The sequence below is a fragment of the Citrobacter sp. Cpo071 genome, assembly GCF_030332765.1.
Classification (GTDB): domain Bacteria; phylum Pseudomonadota; class Gammaproteobacteria; order Enterobacterales; family Enterobacteriaceae; genus Citrobacter; species Citrobacter portucalensis.
This window is the reverse complement of the sequence record NZ_JAOWHE010000068.1, coordinates 230,608-251,592: the sequence shown is the minus strand read 5'-3', so window position 1 is coordinate 251,592 and position 20,985 is coordinate 230,608. Positions and strand designations below refer to the sequence as shown.

Genomic DNA, 20,985 nt, shown 5'->3' with positions numbered 1-20,985 from the left:
CCATGCCGAACTCAGAAGTGAAACGCCGTAGCGCCGATGGTAGTGTGGGGTCTCCCCATGCGAGAGTAGGGAACTGCCAGACATCAAATAAGTGAAAAGGCCATCCGAAAGGATGGCCTTTTTGCATTTATACGTGGAAATCCACCGGAATTGTATCCGGCATATATATTTAATGAATAACCTGCGATAAAAACGCGCGCGTGCGTTCCGATTTGGGGTGAGCAAAAAACTCATCCGGTGGTGCCTGTTCCACAATCTCGCCAAGATCCATAAAGATCACCCGGTCAGCTACTGTGCGGGCAAAGCCCATTTCATGGGTTACACATAGCATGGTCATGCCCGATTGCGCCAGGCCTATCATGGTATCCAGCACTTCTTTTACCATTTCAGGATCCAACGCTGATGTGGGTTCATCAAATAACATGATTTTGGGTTTCATACACAGCGAGCGTGCAATGGCCACGCGCTGTTGTTGTCCACCAGAGATTTGCCCGGGATATTTATGTGCATGTTCGGCAATGCGGACCCGCTCAAGGTAGTGCATTGCCAGTACTTCAGCCTCTTTTTTCGGCATCTTTTGCACCCAGATAGGCGCCAGCGTGCAGTTTTGCAAGACAGTTAAATGAGGAAAGAGATTAAAGTGCTGAAAGACCATGCCAACTTCTTGTCGGACGCGCTCAATATTGCGGATGTCTTCATTGAGCTCAATCCCATCCACTACAATGCGTCCTTGCTGATGTTCTTCCAGATGGTTAATACAGCGGATAGTTGTCGATTTACCCGAACCGGAAGGCCCGCATAATACGATGCGCTCTCCTTGTTTTACCTTCAGGTTGATGTTTTTCAGGACATGAAACTGTCCGTACCATTTGTTGACGTTTTCCAGCGTAATCATCGCGTCGGTAGACGGCATTAATAATTGGCTCATAAATTCCTCAGTGCGGCGTACGCCCGGTGTTAAAACGTTTTTCCAGATGCTGGCTGTAACGCGACATACTGAAACAGAAGATCCAGTAAATCAGTGCAGCGAAAACATATCCTTCTGTCGACATACCCAGCCACGCAGGGTCCACAGTTGCCTGCTGTACGCTACTGAAGAGATCAAACAGACCGATGATGATGACCAGGCTGGTATCCTTGAACAGGGCGATAATCGTGTTAACCAGACCAGGGATAACCAGCTTGAGGGCTTGCGGAAGAATGACCAGCCCCTGGGTTTTCCAGTAACCTAGCGCCAGTGATTCCGCGGCCTCATACTGACCTTTCGGTAGGGCCTGTAACCCTCCGCGAACCACTTCTGCGACATAGGCCGACTGGAAAAGAATAACGCCGACCAGCGCCCGGATAAGCTTGTCGATACTGGTTCCTTCGGACATAAACAGAGGAAGCATGACCGAGGACATAAACAGAACGGTAATCAACGGTACACCGCGCCAGAACTCAATGAAAATGACGGATAAAACCCGCACGACTGGCATATGGGAACGACGTCCCAACGCCAGTAAAATGCCCCATGGAAGCGCGCCTGCAATCCCCACGGATGCAATAATAAGCGTCAGTGTTAATCCGCCCCACTGCCGGGTTTCTACGCGTTCAAGTCCGAAAAAACCACCGTACATCAGCCACCAGACGACAATTGGATATATGACTGCCCAGATAGCGATATAACGGCCACGGTGGGGAATGGTTTTCCAGAACATCGGAACAATAGAAGCCAGACCAATTATCAGGGCCAGATTTACGCGCCAACGCTGATCGTGTGGATAAAGCCCATACATGAATTGCCCGAAGCGTTCATGGATGAACACCCAGCAGGCTCCCGCTTTGGTACAGTCTGCCCGGGTAGAACCGACCCAGTTGGCCTGAAAGAATACCCAGTTCAACAGTGGTGGAAGAAATGACCAAATCAGCCATACGCATAGCAGGGTGAGCAGGCTATTTGACCAACTGGAGAACAGGTTTTTACGCACCCAGAGTAGACTGCGGCTTGCCGGATTGCTGTGCTGGCGCGAGGGGTGAGACAGCAGTGCTTTTGTCATCATGGCTCCTTAGCGCTCAATCAGTGCGATACGGCGGTTATAAATATTCATCAGCAAAGAAATACTTAGACTGATGATCAGGTATACCGACATGGTGATGGCGATCGTTTCAATGGCTTGCCCTGTTTGATTGAGTACCGTGCCGGCAAACAGTGAAACCATGTCCGGGTAGCCAATTGCGGCTGCAAGAGAAGAGTTCTTGACGATATTCAGGTACTGGCTGGTCAGTGGGGGAATGATGACGCGTAGCGCCTGTGGGATGATTACCTGGCGTAGCGTCACCGGATTTGGCAGACCCAGCGAGCGTGCGGCTTCATGTTGGCCGTAAGGAACGGCCTGAATGCCCGCCCGAATAATTTCTGCAATAAATGCCGAGGTATATACCGAAAGCGCCAGAGTCAGTGCCGCCAGTTCAGGAATAAGCACCATACCGCCACGGAAGTTAAAACCACGGAGCGCGGGAATATCCCAGTGAAGCGCAGCGCCAAACATCCACTGTGAAATCACCGGTAAAAGTACGATCAACGCCAGAGCTGTGGGCCAGGTCCGACGTAGCTGACCGGTTTTGGTCTGATGCATTCTGTTGAAGCGAAATAATCCGATGGTGACGACGAGAGCGATAACGACAGCGGTACAAAAGGCAAAAAAACCTTCTCCCATTTGCGGGGCCGGAATATAGAGCCCCCGGTTACTCAGGAACATCAAATCCAGCGCGTTAACGGCCTGGCGTGGGCCGGGCAGATTACGTAATACGGCGAAATACCAGAAAAAGATCTGCAGCAGCGGCGGTATATTGCGGAACGTTTCGATGTAGATCGTCGAGAGCTTTCGCAATAACCAGTTATCTGACAGACGTGCCAGCCCGAGAAAGAAACCGAGAATTGATGCGAAAACAATGCACAGTGCTGAAACTAACAGCGTATTGAGCAGGCCGACCACAAAGACACGACCATACGTATCGCCTTGCTCGTAATCGATCAGATGCTGGACAATGCCAAATCCGGCGCTGCGATCGAGAAAAGAAAACCCCGAGGTAATACCGCTATTGTTCAGGTTATTTATCGTGTTATGAATGAGATAGACCGCAATGCTGATAACCGCAATGACGGCGAGTATTTGAAATAACCAGGCGCGGACCGCAGGGTTAGAAAAGGATAACGATCCTTTTACGGTTGAGCGGCGATGGAACATAAGAAAACCTCAGTAACTATGACTCTGGGCTGAGCGCCGCAGTTGCGGCGCCCGTTACATCACTACGCATTAGCGCACCGGTGGCGCATACTGAATACCACCGTTATTCCAGAGGTTGTTCTGTCCACGTTTGATCTTCAGCGGACTTTCCGATCCAACGTTACGTTCAAAGATCTCCGAATAGTTACCAACTTGCTTGATAATGTTGTAGGCCCATTTGTTATCAAGCTTCAGATCCTTGCCATAATCCCCTTCTTTACCCAACAGGTGTGCCATATCTGGTGTTGCTGGATTAGCCGCTTTTTCATCGACGTTTTTCGAGTTAACACCCATTTCTTCCGCATTTAGCATGGCGAACAGCGTCCAGCGAACAATGGAGAACCACTCATCGTCCCCACGACGTACGACAGGTCCCAGCGGTTCTTTAGAAATAACTTCTGGCAGGACGATCCATTCCGCAGGATTGCTCAGCTTGATGCGTAGGGCATACAGCTGAGACTGGTCGGAAGCCAGCGTATCGCAACGTCCAGATTCCAGAGCTTTGGCTGATTCATCCGAACGGTCAAAGGTGACGGGGGTGTACTTCATCTTGTTGGCTTTAAAGTAGTCGGCCACGTTTAGTTCGGTATCGGTTCCCGCCTGAATACAGACCGTTGCACCATCCAGCTCTTTAGCGCTCTTCAGGCCTGCTTTATTGTGGGTAAGAAAGCCAATGCCGTCGTAATACGTTACACCAGTGAAGGACATGCCCATACCGGCATCACGAGAAGAGGTCCACGTGGTATTACGAGAGAGCATGTCGACTTCACCAGACTGTAATGCGGTAAAGCGTTCCTTGGCGGTGAGCGGGGTATATTTTACTTTGCTATCATCGCCAAATACGGCGGAGGCAACGCCACGACATACATCAACATCAATACCCGAGAACTTGCCGCTTGCATCGGCGTAAGAAAAGCCAGGCAAGCCGTCGCTGATCCCACATTGCACAAACCCTTTTTTCTTTACGGCATCAAGTGTTGCGCCGGCATGTGCCTGATTTGCAACAGCAAGCAGCACACCGGCCGCAGCCAGGCTGGCGATTATCATCTTTTTCATAGAGCATCCTGTGTGGAGGAATTATTGTTATGGAAACGTTCTGAAAACGTCTTTTACCTGTCTGTGGCTTTGGCCATACTCTTTTAAGCAAAGGTAGTGCCAGTTTTTTGCGCCTGATTATTCGACGCAATATGCAGAGTGTAGACAGGAAAAAATAAATGCAGCGCCCTGAAGTGGTGCAAAATTGAAACGTAAGCCACATTTCGGCGCAAAAAATTTAAAAATCAGACAGGACGCGTGATAACGATTTCTGGCGTTAATATTAATGACGTGAGAATAATGAAAAGAAAATGTGGTGTTACGAAAAACAGAAAAAATGCTAATTTCAAATCGCGGATGTGTGAGTGAAATCTATAATAATTTTATTACATGTCAGGTTCTATTGAGCAACGTTTTGTCTTATATGTAGATTTTATGCTTATTGCTAAAAGCGCGGTAATAACCGCGCTTTTAATATGATTTATTTGGTCAGGGCGACAATCCCAAGCGTCAGTCCGGCAACGGCTGCAGCACCACCGGCGATGGCTCCGGCTGTTTCCCAGTTATCCTGGGTGGTGCCTTTCATACAGGTATTGGTATGAACCAGGCGTCCCTGATCGTCGTATACAGGTACGCAAGGAGAATCGTGTGCACAGCCAGCCAGGAATGCGGTAAGCAGTGCAACGGATATTAATCTTTTCATGGTGTTACCTCAAAATAAGCGTTTCGCTAATTAAGCAAAGACAAACGCTAAGCCATCTGCGAACTCGGCGATTATTTTACCACTTCTTAAAAAAGGACTGACATGAGGAATAATCTCAATTCATGTGGATTGTAAAAATAATGGATAAAAAGAAAGGCTGCAGGCGAGTTTAGAGGGATAGTTTAAATGAAATAAATGGCTATCTTACTAATAAATAAAGAGGAGCATCGTAGGTGAAAAAGGCGTCCGTAGACGCCTTTATTTTACAAATTAATCGTTGTGCCGACTAAAACGCCGTCTTACGACAACAAAGAAGACGGGGACGAAGAAGATAGCCAACAATGTTGCGGTCAGCATTCCTCCCATAACACCGGTACCGACCGCATTCTGCGCACCACTACCTGCACCGTGACTGATAACCAGAGGCATAACCCCCAGAATAAAGGCCAGGGATGTCATCAGGATAGGACGAAGACGCATGCGCGATGCCTCCAGCGTCGCTTCAATCAACCCCTTGCCTTCTTTATCCATCAGGTCTTTGGCAAACTCGACGATCAGGATGGCGTTCTTAGCCGAGAGGCCGATTGTGGTTAGTAAGCCAACCTGGAAATACACATCGTTATTCATCCCACGCAGTGATGCTGCTAACAATGCGCCCACAACACCGAGCGGTACAACCAGCATCACCGAGAAAGGAATAGACCAGCTTTCATACAATGCGGCAAGGCAAAGGAAGACAACGATTAGCGAGATGGCATACAGCGCAGGTGCCTGGTTACCCGACAGCCTTTCCTGATAGGACATCCCCGTCCAGTCATGACCAATACCGTTTGGCAGTTTTTCCGCCAGGCTTTCCATCAGCGCCATTGCTTCACCGGTACTTCTGCCAGGCGCTGCTTCTCCCAGCAGTTCCATAGAAGGCATACCGTTATAGCGCTCCAGGCGCGGTGAGCCGTAGATCCAGTGTGCGGAACTGAACGTGGAGAACGGAACCATTTCGCCATTGGCGCTACGAACATACAGATTATTGATGTCCTCCGGTAACATACGGAACTTGGCATCGGCTTGTACGTACACTTTTTTCACGCGTCCACGGTCAATGAAGTCATTGACGTAATAGCCGCCCAGCGCAGCTGAGATAGTTTCGTTGATATCAGACAGTGAGACACCAAGCGCTTGCGCTTTCTCCTGATCGACATCCAGCTTGAACTGTGCGGTATCCTCGAGCCCGTTTGGACGCACACGAACCAGCAGGTCAGGGTGTTTGGCAACCATGCCCAGCAGTTGGTTACGTGCCTGGGTTAGCGCAGCATGCCCCAACCCGCCCTGATCAATCAGCTCGAAGTCGAAGCCCGTCGCGGTACCCAGTTCAACGATGGCTGGCATGTTGAAAGGAAACACCAGACCATCACGAATCTGACTAAACGCTCGGGTAGCGCGGGCGATAATTGATTCAACGTTATTTTCGTTACCGCTACGTTCTTCCCAGGGCTTGAGGCTGACGAACGCCATCCCTGAGTTTTGCCCCTGGCCGCTGAAGCTAAAGCCGTTAACCGTAAAGACGCTTTCAACGTTGGCTTTTTCATTGTTCAGGTAGTAGTGGGTGACCTGATCCAGCACCTTCTGGGTGCGTTCTTGCGTGGCGCCTGCAGGAAGTTGAATCATCGTCAGGAAGACGCCCTGATCTTCCTCTGGCAGGAAGGAGGTTGGAAGGCGCATAAACAGCACCGCCATCCCGATGACGATTATCAGGTAGACGACCAGGTAACGCCCAGTTTTACGCACAATACCGCTGACGCTATTGGTGTAGTGATTGACGCTGTGATCGAATTTGGCATTGAACCAGCCAAAGAAACCGCTTCTTTTCTCGTGATGTTCAGCTGATACGGGCTTCAGCAATGTTGCACAAAGTGCGGGAGTCAGGATCAGCGCGACCAGTACTGAAAGCGCCATGGCGGAAACGATGGTGATGGAAAACTGCCGATAGATAGCCCCGGTTGAACCGCCAAAGAAGGCCATCGGGATAAATACCGCAGACAGCACCATGGCGATACCAACCAGTGCTCCCTGTATTTGTGACATGGATTTTTCCGTCGCCTCTTTGGGCGGCAGATGATCCTCCATCATCACGCGTTCCACGTTTTCCACCACCACTATCGCATCATCGACCAATAGACCGATGGCGAGCACCATGCCGAACATCGTCAGGGTGTTTATTGAGTAGCCAAACGCAGCAAGCACGGCAAATGTGCCCAACAATACGACAGGTACGGCGATGGTCGGAATGAGCGTTGCCCGGATGTTTTGCAGGAACAAATACATGACCAGGAACACCAGCACGATCGCTTCAAACAGTGTTTTTACCACTTCATGAATGGAGATGGTCACAAATGGCGTCGTGTCGTACGGGTAGACCACCTTCATTCCCTGCGGGAAGAATGGTTGCAGTTCAACCAGCTTGGCTTTAATAGCGTTCGCGGTATCCAGCGCGTTTGCCCCGGTTGCCAGCTTGATCCCAAGGCCGGATGCAGGCTTACCGTTAATACGCGCCACGACGTTGTAGTTTTCCCCGCCTAACTCGATACGCGCGACGTCTTTCAGGTGAACAACCGAACCATCGCTGTTCACGCGTAAAGTCACTTTGCCGAACTCTTCAGGGTCTTTCAGTCGCGTTTGCGCAATGATAGAAGCGTTAAGCTGCTGGTTAGGTAATGCAGGCGTCCCCCCTAACTGACCTGCGGCAATCTGATCGTTCTGTACCTTCAACTGATTGATCACATCAACCGGCGTGAGCTGGTATTTGTTCAATAAGTTTGCATCCAGCCAGATGCGCATGGCGTACTGTGCACCAAACAGCTGCACGTCACCCACGCCATTCAGACGGCTGATTGAGTCTTTAACGTTCGAGGCGACGTAATCGGAAATGTCATCCTGTGTGGTTTGTGGGTTGTCAGAAACAAAACCCGCAACCATCAAAAAGCTGCTGCTGGATTTCTCAACGCTGATCCCTTGCTGCTGAACTTCTTGCGGCAGTAACGGAGTGGCGAGCTGCAGTTTATTTTGCACCTGCACTTGCGCGATATCGGGATCGGTACCGGACTGGAAAGTCAGTGTAATAGTCACACTCCCGGCCGAGTCGCTGGTGGAGGACATATACATCAGGTTATCGATACCATTCATATTCTGTTCGATAACCTGTGTGACTGTATCCTGAACCGTCTGTGCATCTGCACCAGGGTAGGTGGCAGAAATGGCGACCGCAGGAGGCGCAATGGTCGGGTACTGTGCCACGGGCAGTTGCATGATTGCCAGAGCACCCGCCATCATCAGAATGATAGCCAATACCCAGGCAAAGATAGGACGCCTGATAAAAAAGTTAGCCATGTCCGGTTACCTTATTGGGCTTTCGTGGCAGGGGTTTCGGTATCGGCGGTTGCTTTAACCTGAACGCCTGGACGTGCTTTCTGTAAGCCGCTCACGATAACTTTGTCACCCGGTTGCAGGCCTTCGCTGATGAGCCACTTGTCACCAATAGCTTGTGCGGCAACGACTGCGCGAGACTCAACCTGACTCTTGTCGTTAACGACCATTACGGTGGCATCACCGCGAGGAGTACGCGTTACCCCCTGCTGCGGAACGAGAATGGCATTCGGCTGGACGCCTTCATCAATGCGTGCGCGCACAAACATGCCCGGCAACAGCGTGTGCTGCGGGTTAGGGAATACGGCTCTGAGGGTGATTGAGCCGGTGCTTTCATCAACCGTCACATCAGAAAACTGCAAAGAGCCTTTTAGCGGGTATGACTGACCATTTTCCATCACCAGTTCGACAGTACTGCTGGCGCTGTCTTTATGCAGACTCCCTTGTTCAACGGACTGTTTGAGGCGCATAAAGTCGTTACTGGACTGTGTCACGTCGACGTAAATGGGATCGAGCTGTTGAACGGTAGCAAGCTCTGTAGCCTGGCCATTCGTGACTAATGCACCTTCGGTGACGTTGGATTTACCGATGCGTCCGCTAATTGGCGATGTCACTTTGGTGTAGGCCAGATTGATACGCGCGCTTTCGACCGCCGCTTTTGCTGCGATCACGGAGGCATCGGCCTGACGAGCATCAGCAATTGCCTGATCGTACTCTTGCTGGCTGATGTACTTGGTGCCAACCAACGGCACATAGCGTTTCACCGTTAAATGCGCGATTGCAGCCGCCGCTTCACTCTTCGCCAGTTCACCTTTGGCGCTGTCATAGTCAGCCTGATAAGTCGCGGGATCGATCTGATAAAGTGACTGCCCGGCTTCAATATCGCTTCCCTCAGTGAAATTCCGTTTAAGTACAATTCCACTAACCTGAGGACGGACTTCTGCAATACGAAATGCTGTGGTGCGTCCGGGTAATTCGGTCGTCACGGCTAAAGGGGCCTTTTCGACGACATGGACAGTCACCTGCGGCTCTGCGGGATGTGCTTGTGTTTCTCCCTGATCGTTACAACCGGCGAGTAATGCAGCGGAGATGATGATGAATGAGGGCAGGAGTGAAAACCTGGCATTTTTCGTCATTTCTATTCCTTAAAAAACCGAACGCTCGTTATTAACCGAGTAACAATAGGGGTGATAACGCGCACAAGAAAAAATAATAGTTGGCTATCCTACAAATTATTAGCTTGCGATGTAAGCAATACTTATTTATGGGCGGGGTTCACGGCACATAAAAGCAAAAAAAGATTAATCGACAGCTGTTTCATTGTGGTGTTAATAGCAATACTATGATTCGCATAAACACAAATTGAAATAAACATTTGGTTTGTGAATATATTTGTTGTTGGTATTCGTTTTGTTTATTCGTGTGCAAAGTCCGTAATAATATTTTTTAGAACTCGTTTAAATAAATGCTAAGTGATACATTTGTTCCGTATCGCAAATATTAGATAAGAAAGTTAATCATTCTCTACTCTACCTCAGACAGTCGGAACCATGGCCAGAAAAACGAAAGCTGATGCCCTCAAAACGCGGCAGCACCTGATAGAAACGGCAATTGTACAGTTTGCCGCACGTGGCGTAAGCAATACGACGCTAAACGACATTGCGGATGCTGCCAGCGTGACGCGTGGCGCGCTCTATTGGCATTTCGAAAATAAAACTCAATTGTTTAATGAGCTATGGTTACAACAACCACCTTTACGCGATCTTATTCAGGACAAGCTAATTGGTCGTTGGGGTGATAACCCTTTACAGCGATTGCGAGAAAAGTTTGTGGTGGGGTTACAATATATTGCAGAGAACCCTCGTCAGCAGGCATTAATGCAGATTTTATATCATAAGTGTGAATTTCATAACGATATGATATCTGAGCAGGATATTCGCGATAAAATAGGTATCAGTCATCAAAGCATTCGTGATTCCCTACAAAAGTGTGTCGATGACAATTTGATTGCCACCACTCTTGATTTAGATGTCATCATCATTATTCTGCACGGTAGTTTTAGCGGAATTATAAAAAACTGGTTAATGAATCCAGTGAGTTATGATCTATATGGGCAAGCTCCAGTATTAGTTGATAATGTACTAAAAATGTTAAGCCCAGACGGTAGCGTCATGCAATTAATGCAGAGTGAAAACCAGGTCGGATAGTTTTTACCGCCAGAGGCTGACGGCTGTCGAAGTGTTATCTGAGGTGCTATTCGAGGTCGACGCAGTTGACCAGCTTAAGGGGATTCACTGAGTTCATATTCCGGCACTTGTCGTGCTCTGTTGTCATCAGCTCTATCCATTGGATGAGCAGCGCATCAAAAAGAAAAACGAAGACCGCAAAAACAACCAGCCACCAATACTTGCGAATCATTCCTAAACCCTGTGTATTCATGCCCAAGTGTGCAGGGAATATACACGAAATTTTTAAGCTGAAAAGCAGACTTACAATGCCTTTACTTTGTTGAAAGATCGCCACTCTTTGCCGTCAATCGACTCTTTTTAGACAGGTTTTTTGTCTTACGTTTTTTCACCTTGGCAAGCTCAATTTCTGAAAAATGAGAACCGATACTCAGTCTTCTGAGTCCCATTTTTACGTATTCAGTATTGATCTCAATCCCGACAAACTTGCGACCCAATTCCACGGCGGTAGCTCCGGTGGTGAAGCTGCCGGCAAACGGATCCAGTACCTTGTCATCTGGGTTCGAGGACGCCAGAATTATACGCTCCAGGAGGGCTTTGGGTTTCTGGGTGGGGTGGTTTTCGTATTCGTCCATCAGATAGCGTACGCGTGGGAACTCCCAGACATTGCCCGGCACTTTTTTCTGATTGTATGGCTGGGGCGGATTCTTTCTGTAGTCTATTAGCGCGCGTTTAGCGCCAGTTTTGGCTTCAACCAGAATATCGTCACGATTAAACGTGTAGTTTTTCTGATCTTTGACCATCATCAGGATCGGTTCATACATCGAACCAAAGTAATTTTTGGCCTGTACCCCCGAGCTATCATATGACCACACGATACGGCTCTTGATGGTAAAAAGCGGGCGGCATTTGAGGTCGATGTACGGCATGTTCTCCGTACTGTTCATGATGTACATGGTGCCGTGTGGTTTGAGGATGCGATGGCACTCGTCGATGCACTCAAACAACCACGCCAGAAAGGTCTCTTCGTCCCAGGATTCAACCATCCCGTCAAAGTCTTTCCCGATGTTATAAGGAGGGTCAGCAAAAATGAGTTCGACGCTTTCAGACGGCAGTTTTTTCAGTTCAGTTAGCGCATCGCCCAGGATTATCTTTTTAGATTCATCGCCAAAATAGACAGGTTCACATCTCGCGTTCATCGCCAAAGCCTCCCGTGTGACGTCAATAAAAAAGGCGCTTCCCCATGCCGAGTAGCGCCTTTTAAAACAAACATTTAACTGATTAGTATCAGTTCATGCCGTATTTTTTCAGTTTTTTACGCAGCGTACCACGGTTGATGCCCATCATCAGGGCAGCACGGGTCTGGTTACCGCGGGTGTATTGCATCACCATGTCCAACAGGGGCTGTTCTACTTCAGCCAGTACCAGCTCATAGAGATCATTCACATCCTGACCATTCAATTGAGCAAAATAGTTCTTCAGTGCCTGTTTAACCGAGTCACGCAGGGGCTTTTGAGTTACCTGGTCCTGAGAGTTAACGGTAGAAACGGTCAGTACGTCAGAATTTACGCGTTGTTCGAACATAGTTCTGTCAGCTCTTTATTTCTGTTTACGCAAAATTTTCGAAGTATGCCTCCAACGCCGCCAGCTGTTCGCTGGAATCTTCAATGGCGTTGAATGTGCGCCGAAACTGGTCATCCGGAGCGTGTTCCTGGAGATACCAGGATACGTGTTTACGCGCAATTCGGTACCCTTTTGCCTGACCATAAAAGTCGTGCAGTTCCCGAATGTGCGCACAAAGCAAGCGCTTCACCTCTGCCAGAGGCAGCGGGGGCAGCAGCTCCCCAGTGTCCAGATAATGCTGGATTTCCCGAAAGATCCAGGGTCTTCCCTGAGCTGCACGTCCTATCATCAGGGCATCCGCCCCCGTATAGTCGAGTACAGCTCTGGCTTTATGCGGGTCAGTAATGTCGCCATTCGCGATAATCGGAATGGAAACTTTCTGCTTAACTGCCCGAATACTGTCGTACTCAGCATCTCCATTGAACAAACAGGCGCGGGTGCGTCCATGAATGGTCAGAGCCTGAATGCCACAGTCTTCAGCCAGTTGGGCAATCTCTACGCAGTTACGGTGTTCCGGAGCCCAGCCGGTGCGAATCTTGAGTGTGACAGGAACGTCCACTGCATTGACGACCTCGGTTAGTATCGATTTCACTAAATCCGGGTACTGCAAGAGGGCTGAACCTGCGAGCTTGCGATTCACTTTTTTAGCCGGACACCCCATATTGATATCAATAATCTGGGCGCCGCTTTCCACGTTAATACGTGCGGCATCGGCCATCTCAACAGGGTCGCTACCGGCAATTTGCACCGTGCGAATTCCTGGCTCATCAACGTGCACCATCCGTAAACGAGACTTGTCACTTTCCCAAACCTGCGGGTTAGAAGACATCATCTCGGATACTGTCAATCCTGCTCCCATCTCATAGCACAGCGTCCTGAATGGTCTGTCAGTGATGCCAGCCATAGGTGCTGCGATCAGGCGATTTCTGAGCTGGTATTGTCCGATGCGCATGAGTTAAGAAATGACCATACTGTGACTGCAAGGCGGCGTATATTACGCATTTTTCGCACGAGATGAAAGGCCAAACTTTGACCAATCCACTGAGGTGGATCAATGAATTGCCGTAAATGTGAACGCATGAAAATATTTAATCATATAAATCATCGCATTATAAAAATGTGTCGATTTTATATACACATATAATTTTGCGTAACTTCTCATTTTTTCTTCAGCTGCAGACGGTACTGACAAGATATTCTGCTGAATTAATCAGCAAATTACCTCGTCATTGTGTGATCGCCACCTCATTTTAGTACAGGATCTCGGTATCCCCAGAATAGCTGTCCGTAATCTTGCGTTCATTCAACGGCTGCAGCGGGCGATTGTTTGCTGGCCCAACAATGTAGTGGAATTTATCCATTTGTTCGGCAGAAAGAGCAACAGGCGTTTTCAGGATAGTCCAGGTGACGCCTTCGGTGCAGGGAGGCGTTGTTAACGAACCACGGTAGCGCCAGTAGGTTTTATTGTCGGGTAAAAGCTGGTGGATATCGACCGGCGAGAAGATGGCCATGCTGCTGTCCTCCATGGTTGGAAAGGACTCCCACAAATTTTGAATCGCCTGGTTTGGTTCGCCGATATCAAACATAACCGCCACGATAGCGATGTCTCCGGATTGATTTTTGTGGACCAGCTGCAGCTCCAGCGGATAGGTTTTACCGTTGAGGGTATGTTCGCTCGGGGCATGAAAATCAAATTGTTTTAAATAATAAAGCGTTTCATCAATTTCAATAGAATTAGATGCGTAGCTACTCATCGTTGCCTGCAACGTATGGTTGATGCTCCGAAATCTGGTTGGGCCATCGACGTACTGCATGTTCAGCGCGGGGAGACCGAGTTTACTGGTTGTGGTGGTCTGGATGTCTATGGGGGATTGGTTTATGCCTGTCTGGCACGTTGCATACGCTTTGCTGATTTCTCCCCACCGTGCGGGGCCGTTTTCTTCGGTATATCCCCATGGTACGGCCAGCGTGGTCAGTGGCATCATGCATGCTGCCAGCAAAGTTGTTGTAAAACAGTTGAAACGCATACGTTTACTCAACGAGAATCAATATAAAAAATAACAAAATCAATTGATTATTATATCGCTGAGGAAAGTGTCGGTATGCTGGTCAATTGTCTGAAAATGGCGTGGTCAGATAACCACGCCGGAAGGGATTATTTTTTCTGGCCGGTAATGCGACACCACTCTTCTTTCTCGATAACCGGATCGAGCGTAAAGAGATCGGCATAGGCTTCACAGACGCTTTCCGCCTGGCTGGCAAGAATACCAGAAAGCCCCAGCAAACCGCCCTCAACGGGCAGTACGCTGATTAACGGAGCCAGTTCACGTAATGGGCCAGCAAGGATGTTGGCGACCACCACGTCGGCTTTCATCGCCTCTGGCTGGTCTTTCGGCAGATAAAGCTCCAGACGCTCAGAAACACCATTACGCTGGGCGTTATCACGGCTGGCCTGAATCGCTTGCGGGTCGATATCCACGCCAATGGCTTTCGCCGCACCCAGCTTCAGTGCCGCAATGGCAAGAATGCCGGAGCCGCAGCCAAAGTCGATAACCGTTTTGCCGTTAAGATCAAGACCGTCCAGCCATTGCAGGCACAGAGAGGTAGTGGGGTGCGTGCCTGTACCAAACGCCAGACCCGGGTCCAGCATCACGTTGACAGCATTCTCATCCGGGACATCGCGCCAGCTTGGGCAAATCCACAGACGTTCACCAAAGCGCATCGGGTGGAAGTTATCCATCCATTCGCGTTCCCAGTCTTTGTCTTCGAGCTGTTCGATTTTATGCGCGAAGCCTTCACCCAGCAGCGGATGCTGTTCCAGGATAGCAACTACTTCTTTCATGTCGGTTTCTGCATCGAACAAGCCGATAACGTCGGTATCACCCCACAGGCGAGTCTCGCCCGGCAGAGGTTCAAATACCGGCGTATCATGCGTATCCTGGAAAGTAATGGAAACGGAGCCCGCTTCCATCAGCGCATCGCTCAACTCTTCAGCGTTGGCACCGGTCGTGTTCAGTTTCAGTTGGATCCATGGCATGGCAAAACTCTTTATTTATCAGTAGTCAATATGGCGGCTTGCGGGACGGCGGAACCGAAACGGTTGCCTATCAGGAAAGCCAGCAAGCTTATCAGTAACGAGGGCACGATTGGGTGGAAGCCCAGGAACTGAACGTTAAAGGTGGCGAGTAGAGCATAAAGCACGCCGCCGACAATCATCGCGCTCAATGCGCCTGACGCGTTTGCCCGCTCCCAATAGAGGCCCAGCACCAGAGGCCACAGGAAGACGGCTTCCAGCCCGCCAAACGCCAGCAGATTCAGCCAGATAATCATCTCTGGCGGTTTCCAGGCGGCCAGCAACAGTAACGCGCCCAGCAGCAGGGTAATCACTGCCGACATGCGTTTCAGCCGGGTTTCGTTTTCCAGCTGTTCCGGGCGAAGGTTCAGGTACAGATCCTTAATAATCGTAGCGGAGCTTTGCAGCAATTGGGCATTGATCGTCGACATAATCGCAGCCATAGGTGCGGCGAGGAAGATCCCGGCAGCGACCGGCGGCAGGACTTTGACCATCAGCGTAGGGATTACCAGATCCGGTACCGTCAGGTCAGGGATTACCGCCCGTCCCAGGGCGCCCGCCAGATGCATACCAAACATCAGGATCGCCACCACGATGGTGCCGATGATAATGCCGCGGTGTACCGCTTTACTGTCTTTATAAGAGATACAGCGTACCGCCGTATGCGGCAGGCCAATCACGCCAAAGCATACCAGCACCCAGAATGAGGTCATAAACGTGGGTGACAAAATGTCATCAGCGCCCTGCGGCGAAACCAGTTTAGGATCGATAGTCTGCAGGGTTACCACCGCATTGCTGAGGCCACCGGCAGCATGAACAACGCCGACCAGCAAAACAATAGTACCAATCAGCATCACCATGCCCTGCATGGTGTCGTTCAACACGCTGGCGCGAAAGCCGCCGAACGCCGTGTATAACGCGATGCTGACGCCAAAAATCAGCAGACCGGTTTCGTAGGGGATACCCGCTGCGGTTTCCAGCAAACGTGCGCCGCCAATAAACTGTACGGTCATTGCCCCGACAAACGCGACCAACAGGCTGAGGCTCGCCAGCCATACCAGCAGGCGGCTCTGGTAGCGTGCAAATAGCATATCGTTGAGGGTAACCGCATTATAACGGCGTGCCAGAATGGCGAATTTCTTACCAAGAATCCCCAATGAGAGCCATACGGCCGGCAACTGGATCATCGCGAGCAGCACCCATCCCAGTCCGTATTTGTAAGCGGCACCAGGACCGCCAATAAACGAGCTGGCGCTAATGTAGGTTGCCGTTAGCGTCATCGCTAACACGACGCCGCCCATGGAGCGGCTGCCGAGGAAATATTCATTCAGGAAGGTACCGGTCGATCTCTTGCGCATGGCATAAACTGAGAGACCGAAGACCACCAGAAGATAGGCGACCAGCGGAAAAATAACTTCAAGCTGCATCGTCATCCTCCAACGGAATGTCGCGATAGATAAACTTCACCATCGCCCAGCACAGCACGATAAAAACCAGCGGCGTTAGCAGGCAGGCCATTTCGAACCAGTGCGGTAAGCCGGTAAAACCCAGCGTTGAATCTGGTAAGTAAGCGGCCACTAACCATGTGACCAGATATAAAAGGGTTAGCCACAGCGCCCAGCGCGCCTCTTTATGGGCCTGAACAAAACGAGCGTCCATTTTTTGTCCCTTGTGGATAAAGAAAGCGGGGATTGTACCTTATGGCACGTGCGGGAGGGGAGAAAAACAAAAGGCCGGAATTTCCGGCCTTTTCGGTTAACGCGCGCTTACTTTTCCTGAAGTCCGAGTTTTTTCTCCAGGTAGTGGATATTGGTTCCACCGTGCTGGAAGTGCTCGTCATTCATGATACGGATCTGCAGGTCAACGTTGGTTTTGATACCGTCGATGATCAGTTCCTGCAATGCGTTTTTCATACGGGCGATAGCGACGTCGCGGTTTTCGCCATAGCAGATCAGCTTACCGATCATTGAGTCATAGTACGGAGGTACGGTGTAGCCTGCGTAAATATGAGACTCCCAACGCACACCAAAGCCACCCGGCGCGTGGAAACGCGTGATTTTACCCGGGCTTGGCAGGAAGGTGTTCGGGTCTTCGGCGTTGATACGGCATTCTACCGCATGGCCTTTAACCACAACTTCGTCCTGCTTGATGGACAGCGGTTGACCCGCTGCGATGCGCAGCTGCTCTTTGATCAGATCAACGCCGGTGATCATTTCGGTTACCGGGTGTTCAACCTGAATACGGGTGTTCATCTCAATGAAGTAGAACTCGCCGTTTTCGAACAGGAACTCGAAAGTACCCGCCCCGCGATAGCCGATATCAACACACGCTTTGGCGCAACGCTCGCCGATGTAGCGACGCAGTTCCGGGGTAATGCCCGGCGCTGGTGCTTCTTCGACAACTTTCTGGTGACGACGCTGCATGGAGCAGTCACGTTCTGCCAGATAAATCGCGTTACCCTGACCGTCAGCCAGCACCTGAATTTCAATGTGGCGTGGGTTTTCCAGGTATTTCTCCATGTAGACCATGTCGTTATTGAAAGCGGCTTTTGCTTCCGCTTTGGTCATGGAGATGGATTGCGCCAGTTCGGCATCGCTGCGCACGACGCGCATACCGCGACCGCCGCCGCCGCCGGAAGCTTTGATGATAACCGGGTAGCCGATGCGTTTAGCATGAGCGCGGTTAGCGTCCATGTCATCGCCCAGCGGGCCGTCGGAGCCTGGGACTGTCGGTACGCCCGCTTTCTTCATCGCGGTGATTGCAGACACTTTGTCGCCCATCAGGCGGATGGTGTCGGCTTTCGGGCCGATGAAGATAAAGCCAGAACGCTCTACCTGCTCAGCAAAGTTGGCGTTCTCAGAGAGGAAGCCATAGCCTGGGTGAATTGCCACCGCGCCGGTGATTTCAGCGGCGCTGATGATAGCCGGGATGTTCAGATAGCTTTTTACGGACGGAGCCGGGCCGATACAGACCGTCTCATCCGCCAGCAATACGTGTTTTAAATCGCGATCCGCACTTGAATGCACAGCGACAGTCTTGATGCCCAGTTCTTTACAGGCACGAAGAATACGCAGGGCAATCTCGCCGCGGTTGGCGATAACAATTTTATCCAACATGTTCGCCTCGTTATTCGATGACGACCAGCGGCTCGTCAAATTCTACCGGTTGACCACTTTCTACCAGGATCGCTTTAACTACGCCGGATTTGTCGGCTTCGATCTGGTTCATCATTTTCATGGCTTCAACGATGCACAGGGTATCGCCCGCATTCACTTTCTGTCCGATTTCGATGAACGCTTTAGCATCCGGGCTCGGGGTGCGGTAGAACGTACCAACCATTGGGGAGCGTACGATGTGACCACTGATTTCCGCTGCTGCCGGAGCTTCCATACTTGGAGAGGCAGTTTGTGCGACAGCGTTAGACAGAGCTGGTTGCTGCATCACTGGTGCAGCATAAGCCTGTTGCATCATCGGAAAACTTGCAGCTGGCGCTGCACGGCTGATGCGTACAGATTCTTCGCCTTCAGAAATTTCCAGTTCGGAGATGCCTGATTCTTCAACCAGCTCGATCAGTTTTTTAATCTTACGAATATCCATGAGTGGGTTCCGTACTCTTTGTTTAGTGAGATTGTGACAGGCGTTTTACCGCCGTCTGTATAGCATTTTTATAACAGTGAGTGACAAGATGCCACGCATCTCAGGCGCTGCACTGGGTGCTGCTGCCATTAAGTGAGATTGCCAGACTTGTTAGTCATTGTGCGGCTATCTTCTGCCATTTTCGGGTAAAAGACAAAATATACCTTCAATATGCGATTGTCACCCTTTCAGCGCCTTAAAAACGCTATCGGGGATAGCAAAGTCGCACATTATAACTATTTCGTAGCAATTGGCAGCTAAATACTGGTCTTATCAGGGAAGATAATCAACCGTTAACATGTAAAGAAAATCGGATCGTCCGTGTTTTGCAACGCACTGCACATATCGTGAAACTACCGCCACCACTGGCGAAACTTCTTGTAACGGCACGCTAACAGCACCGCAGCGAGCGCTGCATAAATAATCGGTTGAGGGGAGATAATTTTTACCGACCACAGATAATGTATGGGTGCCAGGATCGCCACAAGATAGACGAAGTTGTGCAAATACTGCCAGTTTTTACCCAGCTTTCGCTGTGCAGCCTGCGTGGACGTTAAGGTGAGGGCGAATAATATGACCCAACTGACAATGCCCAAGGTTAAATAAGGTCGCGTAATTAATTCCCGCCCTAACAACGCCAGATTATTAATGCCCAGTTCCAGTAACGCGTAGCTGGTTAAATGCAGTGTTGCCCAGGCGAAACACCATAGCCCTAACAGGCGACGTGTGCGTATCAATAATGGCTGTTTAGCGTAGCGCGCGAGTGGAGAGACCAGCAAGGTCGCCAGCAAGAATTTCAGAGCTGTCCTACCGGTAAAGTGCTGGATATCTTTGACCGGATCGGCGCTCAGGCCGCCGTGATTTATCGCCCAAAATAGCCAGATAAACGGCAAAAAACCGGCAAGATGCAGGCAAACTTTCAGCCCGGTAATGTGCTTTGCGGTCAGTCGCACTTAAAAATTCTCCTGCAAATTGAGTCCGCGATACAGTGACGCAACCTCTTCGGCATAGCCGTTAAACATCAGCGTGGGCTGACGCTGTACGTCCAGAATACCGCCAGCGCCAATAAAACGCTCAGTGGCCTGGGACCAGCGGGGATGATCGACATGCGGATTCACGTTGGCATAAAACCCGTATTCATTGGGCGCGGCCAGATTCCAGGTTGTCGGAGGGCGTTCGCGTGTGAGTTTGATACTCACGATCGACTTAATGCCTTTAAATCCATATTTCCACGGCACAATTAAGCGAATGGGCGCGCCATTTTGTGGCGGAAGGGCCTTACCATAAACCCCCACGGTAAGCAGTGTGAGTGGGTGCATCGCTTCATCCAGGCGCAACCCTTCAACATAGGGATACTTCAGCCCGCCGCCAATAAAGCGATCTTTTTGTCCTGGCATTTCCTCCGGAGCGTACAGCGTTTCGAACGCGACATACTTCGCATTGCTGGTGGGTTCCACCTGCGCCAACAGTTTATGTAACGGAAAGCCAATCCACGGCACGACCATTGACCAGGCTTCCACGCAGCGCATGCGGTAAATCCGTTGCTCCAGCGGGAAACGGGTGGTCAAGGTATCGTGATCGAGAGTGAGTGGTTTGGCGACCTCACCACTGATTTTTAATGTCCACGGATCGGTTTTCAGGCTACCTGCGTTGGCTGCCGGATCCGCTTTGTCGAGACCGAATTCATAGAAGTTGTTGTAGCCAGAAACTTTATCCGCTGGGGTTAAAGGAAGCGAATTTTGCCAGGCGGCGGGCTTGCTGAAATCAAGCGGCTTTCCCGCGGGCGCGGGCGGGCGGTCATTACCCTTAAACCAACTCAGAAGGTCAGCCTGCGCAGAGTGGGGTAAAGACAACGCGGCTGCGCTGATCCCTAATGCTTTCAGCACATGGCGACGCTGCATAAAAAAAGCCGACTCGTCAGTGACGTCGGCTTCTGTAAATAGACGTAATTTCTTCATAACAGACTCCCGGCTTACGCGTCATAACTGACAGGGGACGCGTAGTTAATATGGCAGGGAGTTTGTAGATGTGCCGCGAAAT

General features: G+C 50.3%; 20 protein-coding genes and 1 rRNA gene. 2 read left to right on the top strand and 19 right to left on the bottom strand.

Annotated features, from left to right (window positions below):
• A 5S ribosomal RNA gene (rrf, locus tag OGY09_RS25365) occupies positions 1 to 82 on the top strand; the annotation flags it as partial.
• A gap of 87 nt (positions 83 to 169) precedes the next feature.
• Here rrf and OGY09_RS05740 read toward each other — a convergent pair.
• The 7 genes from OGY09_RS05740 to OGY09_RS05710 form a co-directional block, all read right to left on the bottom strand.
• Entirely contained in the window at positions 170 to 928 is a 759-nt protein-coding gene (locus tag OGY09_RS05740; protein WP_003025300.1) for an amino acid ABC transporter ATP-binding protein, read from the bottom strand.
• 7 nt (positions 929 to 935) lie between these two features.
• On the bottom strand, positions 936 to 2,039 hold the full coding sequence (locus OGY09_RS05735; RefSeq protein WP_020996364.1) for an amino acid ABC transporter permease: 1,104 nt from the start codon (positions 2,037 to 2,039) through the stop codon (positions 936 to 938).
• Positions 2,040 to 2,048: 9 nt separating this feature from the next.
• Positions 2,049 to 3,230 carry an amino acid ABC transporter permease gene (locus OGY09_RS05730; RefSeq protein WP_008785977.1) on the bottom strand — a complete coding sequence of 394 codons (1,182 nt, stop codon included), beginning with the start codon at positions 3,228 to 3,230 and terminating at the stop codon, positions 2,049 to 2,051.
• A gap of 69 nt (positions 3,231 to 3,299) precedes the next feature.
• Positions 3,300 to 4,325 carry an amino acid ABC transporter substrate-binding protein gene (locus OGY09_RS05725; protein ID WP_008785976.1) on the bottom strand — a complete coding sequence of 342 codons (1,026 nt, stop codon included), beginning with the start codon at positions 4,323 to 4,325 and terminating at the stop codon, positions 3,300 to 3,302.
• Positions 4,326 to 4,785: 460 nt separating this feature from the next.
• Positions 4,786 to 5,007, bottom strand: coding sequence for a lipoprotein (locus OGY09_RS05720; protein ID WP_003025292.1), 222 nt, complete (start codon positions 5,005 to 5,007; stop codon positions 4,786 to 4,788).
• A gap of 270 nt (positions 5,008 to 5,277) precedes the next feature.
• Entirely contained in the window at positions 5,278 to 8,391 is a 3,114-nt protein-coding gene (locus OGY09_RS05715) for an efflux RND transporter permease subunit (RefSeq protein ID WP_008785975.1), read from the bottom strand.
• An 11-nt stretch (positions 8,392 to 8,402) separates the two neighbouring features.
• Entirely contained in the window at positions 8,403 to 9,563 is a 1,161-nt protein-coding gene (locus OGY09_RS05710; RefSeq protein ID WP_032945162.1) for an efflux RND transporter periplasmic adaptor subunit, read from the bottom strand.
• A gap of 414 nt (positions 9,564 to 9,977) precedes the next feature.
• On the opposite strand from OGY09_RS05710, the gene envR reads away from it, so the two are divergent.
• A complete protein-coding gene (gene envR / locus OGY09_RS05705; protein ID WP_008785973.1) occupies positions 9,978 to 10,634 on the top strand; it encodes an acrEF/envCD operon transcriptional regulator in 657 nt (218 codons plus the stop codon).
• Positions 10,635 to 10,680: 46 nt separating this feature from the next.
• Here the strand turns inward: envR and OGY09_RS05700 are convergent, their stop codons facing one another.
• The 12 genes from OGY09_RS05700 to msrP form a co-directional block, all read right to left on the bottom strand.
• Positions 10,681 to 10,845 carry a DUF2556 family protein gene (locus OGY09_RS05700; RefSeq protein WP_003025279.1) on the bottom strand — a complete coding sequence of 55 codons (165 nt, stop codon included), beginning with the start codon at positions 10,843 to 10,845 and terminating at the stop codon, positions 10,681 to 10,683.
• 82 nt (positions 10,846 to 10,927) lie between these two features.
• Positions 10,928 to 11,812, bottom strand: coding sequence for an adenine-specific DNA-methyltransferase (yhdJ, locus tag OGY09_RS05695; protein WP_032945161.1), 885 nt, complete (start codon positions 11,810 to 11,812; stop codon positions 10,928 to 10,930).
• A gap of 88 nt (positions 11,813 to 11,900) precedes the next feature.
• A complete protein-coding gene (gene fis / locus OGY09_RS05690; protein WP_000462905.1) occupies positions 11,901 to 12,197 on the bottom strand; it encodes a DNA-binding transcriptional regulator Fis in 297 nt (98 codons plus the stop codon).
• A 25-nt stretch (positions 12,198 to 12,222) separates the two neighbouring features.
• The gene (dusB, locus tag OGY09_RS05685; protein WP_008785970.1) at positions 12,223 to 13,188 is read right to left on the bottom strand and encodes a tRNA dihydrouridine synthase DusB; all 966 of its coding nucleotides are present in this window, start codon (positions 13,186 to 13,188) and stop codon (positions 12,223 to 12,225) included.
• A gap of 298 nt (positions 13,189 to 13,486) precedes the next feature.
• Entirely contained in the window at positions 13,487 to 14,221 is a 735-nt protein-coding gene (locus OGY09_RS05680) for a carbonic anhydrase (RefSeq protein WP_223849040.1), read from the bottom strand.
• A gap of 170 nt (positions 14,222 to 14,391) precedes the next feature.
• Positions 14,392 to 15,273 (bottom strand): 50S ribosomal protein L11 methyltransferase, encoded by an 882-nt coding sequence (gene prmA / locus OGY09_RS05675; protein WP_003025221.1) that lies wholly within the window; start codon positions 15,271 to 15,273, stop codon positions 14,392 to 14,394.
• Positions 15,274 to 15,284: 11 nt separating this feature from the next.
• Positions 15,285 to 16,736 carry a sodium/pantothenate symporter gene (gene panF, locus OGY09_RS05670; protein WP_020996361.1) on the bottom strand — a complete coding sequence of 484 codons (1,452 nt, stop codon included), beginning with the start codon at positions 16,734 to 16,736 and terminating at the stop codon, positions 15,285 to 15,287.
• Positions 16,726 to 16,968, bottom strand: a complete 243-nt coding sequence (locus OGY09_RS05665; RefSeq protein WP_003828839.1) for a YhdT family protein — start codon at positions 16,966 to 16,968, stop codon at positions 16,726 to 16,728. Before OGY09_RS05665 ends, panF begins: the two co-directional genes overlap by 11 nt.
• Before the next feature lie 107 nt (positions 16,969 to 17,075).
• On the bottom strand, positions 17,076 to 18,425 hold the full coding sequence (gene accC, locus OGY09_RS05660; protein ID WP_003828838.1) for an acetyl-CoA carboxylase biotin carboxylase subunit: 1,350 nt from the start codon (positions 18,423 to 18,425) through the stop codon (positions 17,076 to 17,078).
• Between the two features lie 10 nt (positions 18,426 to 18,435).
• On the bottom strand, positions 18,436 to 18,906 hold the full coding sequence (gene accB, locus OGY09_RS05655; protein WP_003025210.1) for an acetyl-CoA carboxylase biotin carboxyl carrier protein: 471 nt from the start codon (positions 18,904 to 18,906) through the stop codon (positions 18,436 to 18,438).
• Between the two features lie 392 nt (positions 18,907 to 19,298).
• Positions 19,299 to 19,898 (bottom strand): protein-methionine-sulfoxide reductase heme-binding subunit MsrQ, encoded by a 600-nt coding sequence (msrQ, locus tag OGY09_RS05650; RefSeq protein ID WP_032945157.1) that lies wholly within the window; start codon positions 19,896 to 19,898, stop codon positions 19,299 to 19,301.
• Positions 19,899 to 20,903 carry a protein-methionine-sulfoxide reductase catalytic subunit MsrP gene (msrP, locus tag OGY09_RS05645; RefSeq protein ID WP_032945156.1) on the bottom strand — a complete coding sequence of 335 codons (1,005 nt, stop codon included), beginning with the start codon at positions 20,901 to 20,903 and terminating at the stop codon, positions 19,899 to 19,901.
• Between the last annotated feature and the right edge of the window lie 82 nt (positions 20,904 to 20,985).

Excerpts from the sequence above, each read along its gene's own strand:
- OGY09_RS05740 (WP_003025300.1), bottom strand. The coding sequence starts at position 928 with ATGAGCCAATTATTAATGCCGTCTACCGACGCGATGATTACGCTGGAA.
- OGY09_RS05735 (WP_020996364.1), bottom strand. The coding sequence starts at position 2,039 with ATGACAAAAGCACTGCTGTCTCACCCCTCGCGCCAGCACAGCAATCCG.
- OGY09_RS05730 (WP_008785977.1), bottom strand. The coding sequence starts at position 3,230 with ATGTTCCATCGCCGCTCAACCGTAAAAGGATCGTTATCCTTTTCTAAC.
- OGY09_RS05725 (WP_008785976.1), bottom strand. The coding sequence starts at position 4,325 with ATGAAAAAGATGATAATCGCCAGCCTGGCTGCGGCCGGTGTGCTGCTT.
- OGY09_RS05720 (WP_003025292.1), bottom strand. The coding sequence starts at position 5,007 with ATGAAAAGATTAATATCCGTTGCACTGCTTACCGCATTCCTGGCTGGC.
- OGY09_RS05715 (WP_008785975.1), bottom strand. The coding sequence starts at position 8,391 with ATGGCTAACTTTTTTATCAGGCGTCCTATCTTTGCCTGGGTATTGGCT.
- OGY09_RS05710 (WP_032945162.1), bottom strand. The coding sequence starts at position 9,563 with ATGACGAAAAATGCCAGGTTTTCACTCCTGCCCTCATTCATCATCATC.
- envR (WP_008785973.1), top strand. The coding sequence starts at position 9,978 with ATGGCCAGAAAAACGAAAGCTGATGCCCTCAAAACGCGGCAGCACCTG.
- OGY09_RS05700 (WP_003025279.1), bottom strand. The coding sequence starts at position 10,845 with ATGATTCGCAAGTATTGGTGGCTGGTTGTTTTTGCGGTCTTCGTTTTT.
- yhdJ (WP_032945161.1), bottom strand. The coding sequence starts at position 11,812 with ATGAACGCGAGATGTGAACCTGTCTATTTTGGCGATGAATCTAAAAAG.
- fis (WP_000462905.1), bottom strand. The coding sequence starts at position 12,197 with ATGTTCGAACAACGCGTAAATTCTGACGTACTGACCGTTTCTACCGTT.
- dusB (WP_008785970.1), bottom strand. The coding sequence starts at position 13,188 with ATGCGCATCGGACAATACCAGCTCAGAAATCGCCTGATCGCAGCACCT.
- OGY09_RS05680 (WP_223849040.1), bottom strand. The coding sequence starts at position 14,221 with ATGATGCCACTGACCACGCTGGCCGTACCATGGGGATATACCGAAGAA.
- prmA (WP_003025221.1), bottom strand. The coding sequence starts at position 15,273 with ATGCCATGGATCCAACTGAAACTGAACACGACCGGTGCCAACGCTGAA.
- panF (WP_020996361.1), bottom strand. The coding sequence starts at position 16,736 with ATGCAGCTTGAAGTTATTTTTCCGCTGGTCGCCTATCTTCTGGTGGTC.
- OGY09_RS05665 (WP_003828839.1), bottom strand. The coding sequence starts at position 16,968 with ATGGACGCTCGTTTTGTTCAGGCCCATAAAGAGGCGCGCTGGGCGCTG.
- accC (WP_003828838.1), bottom strand. The coding sequence starts at position 18,425 with ATGTTGGATAAAATTGTTATCGCCAACCGCGGCGAGATTGCCCTGCGT.
- accB (WP_003025210.1), bottom strand. The coding sequence starts at position 18,906 with ATGGATATTCGTAAGATTAAAAAACTGATCGAGCTGGTTGAAGAATCA.
- msrP (WP_032945156.1), bottom strand. The coding sequence starts at position 20,903 with ATGAAGAAATTACGTCTATTTACAGAAGCCGACGTCACTGACGAGTCG.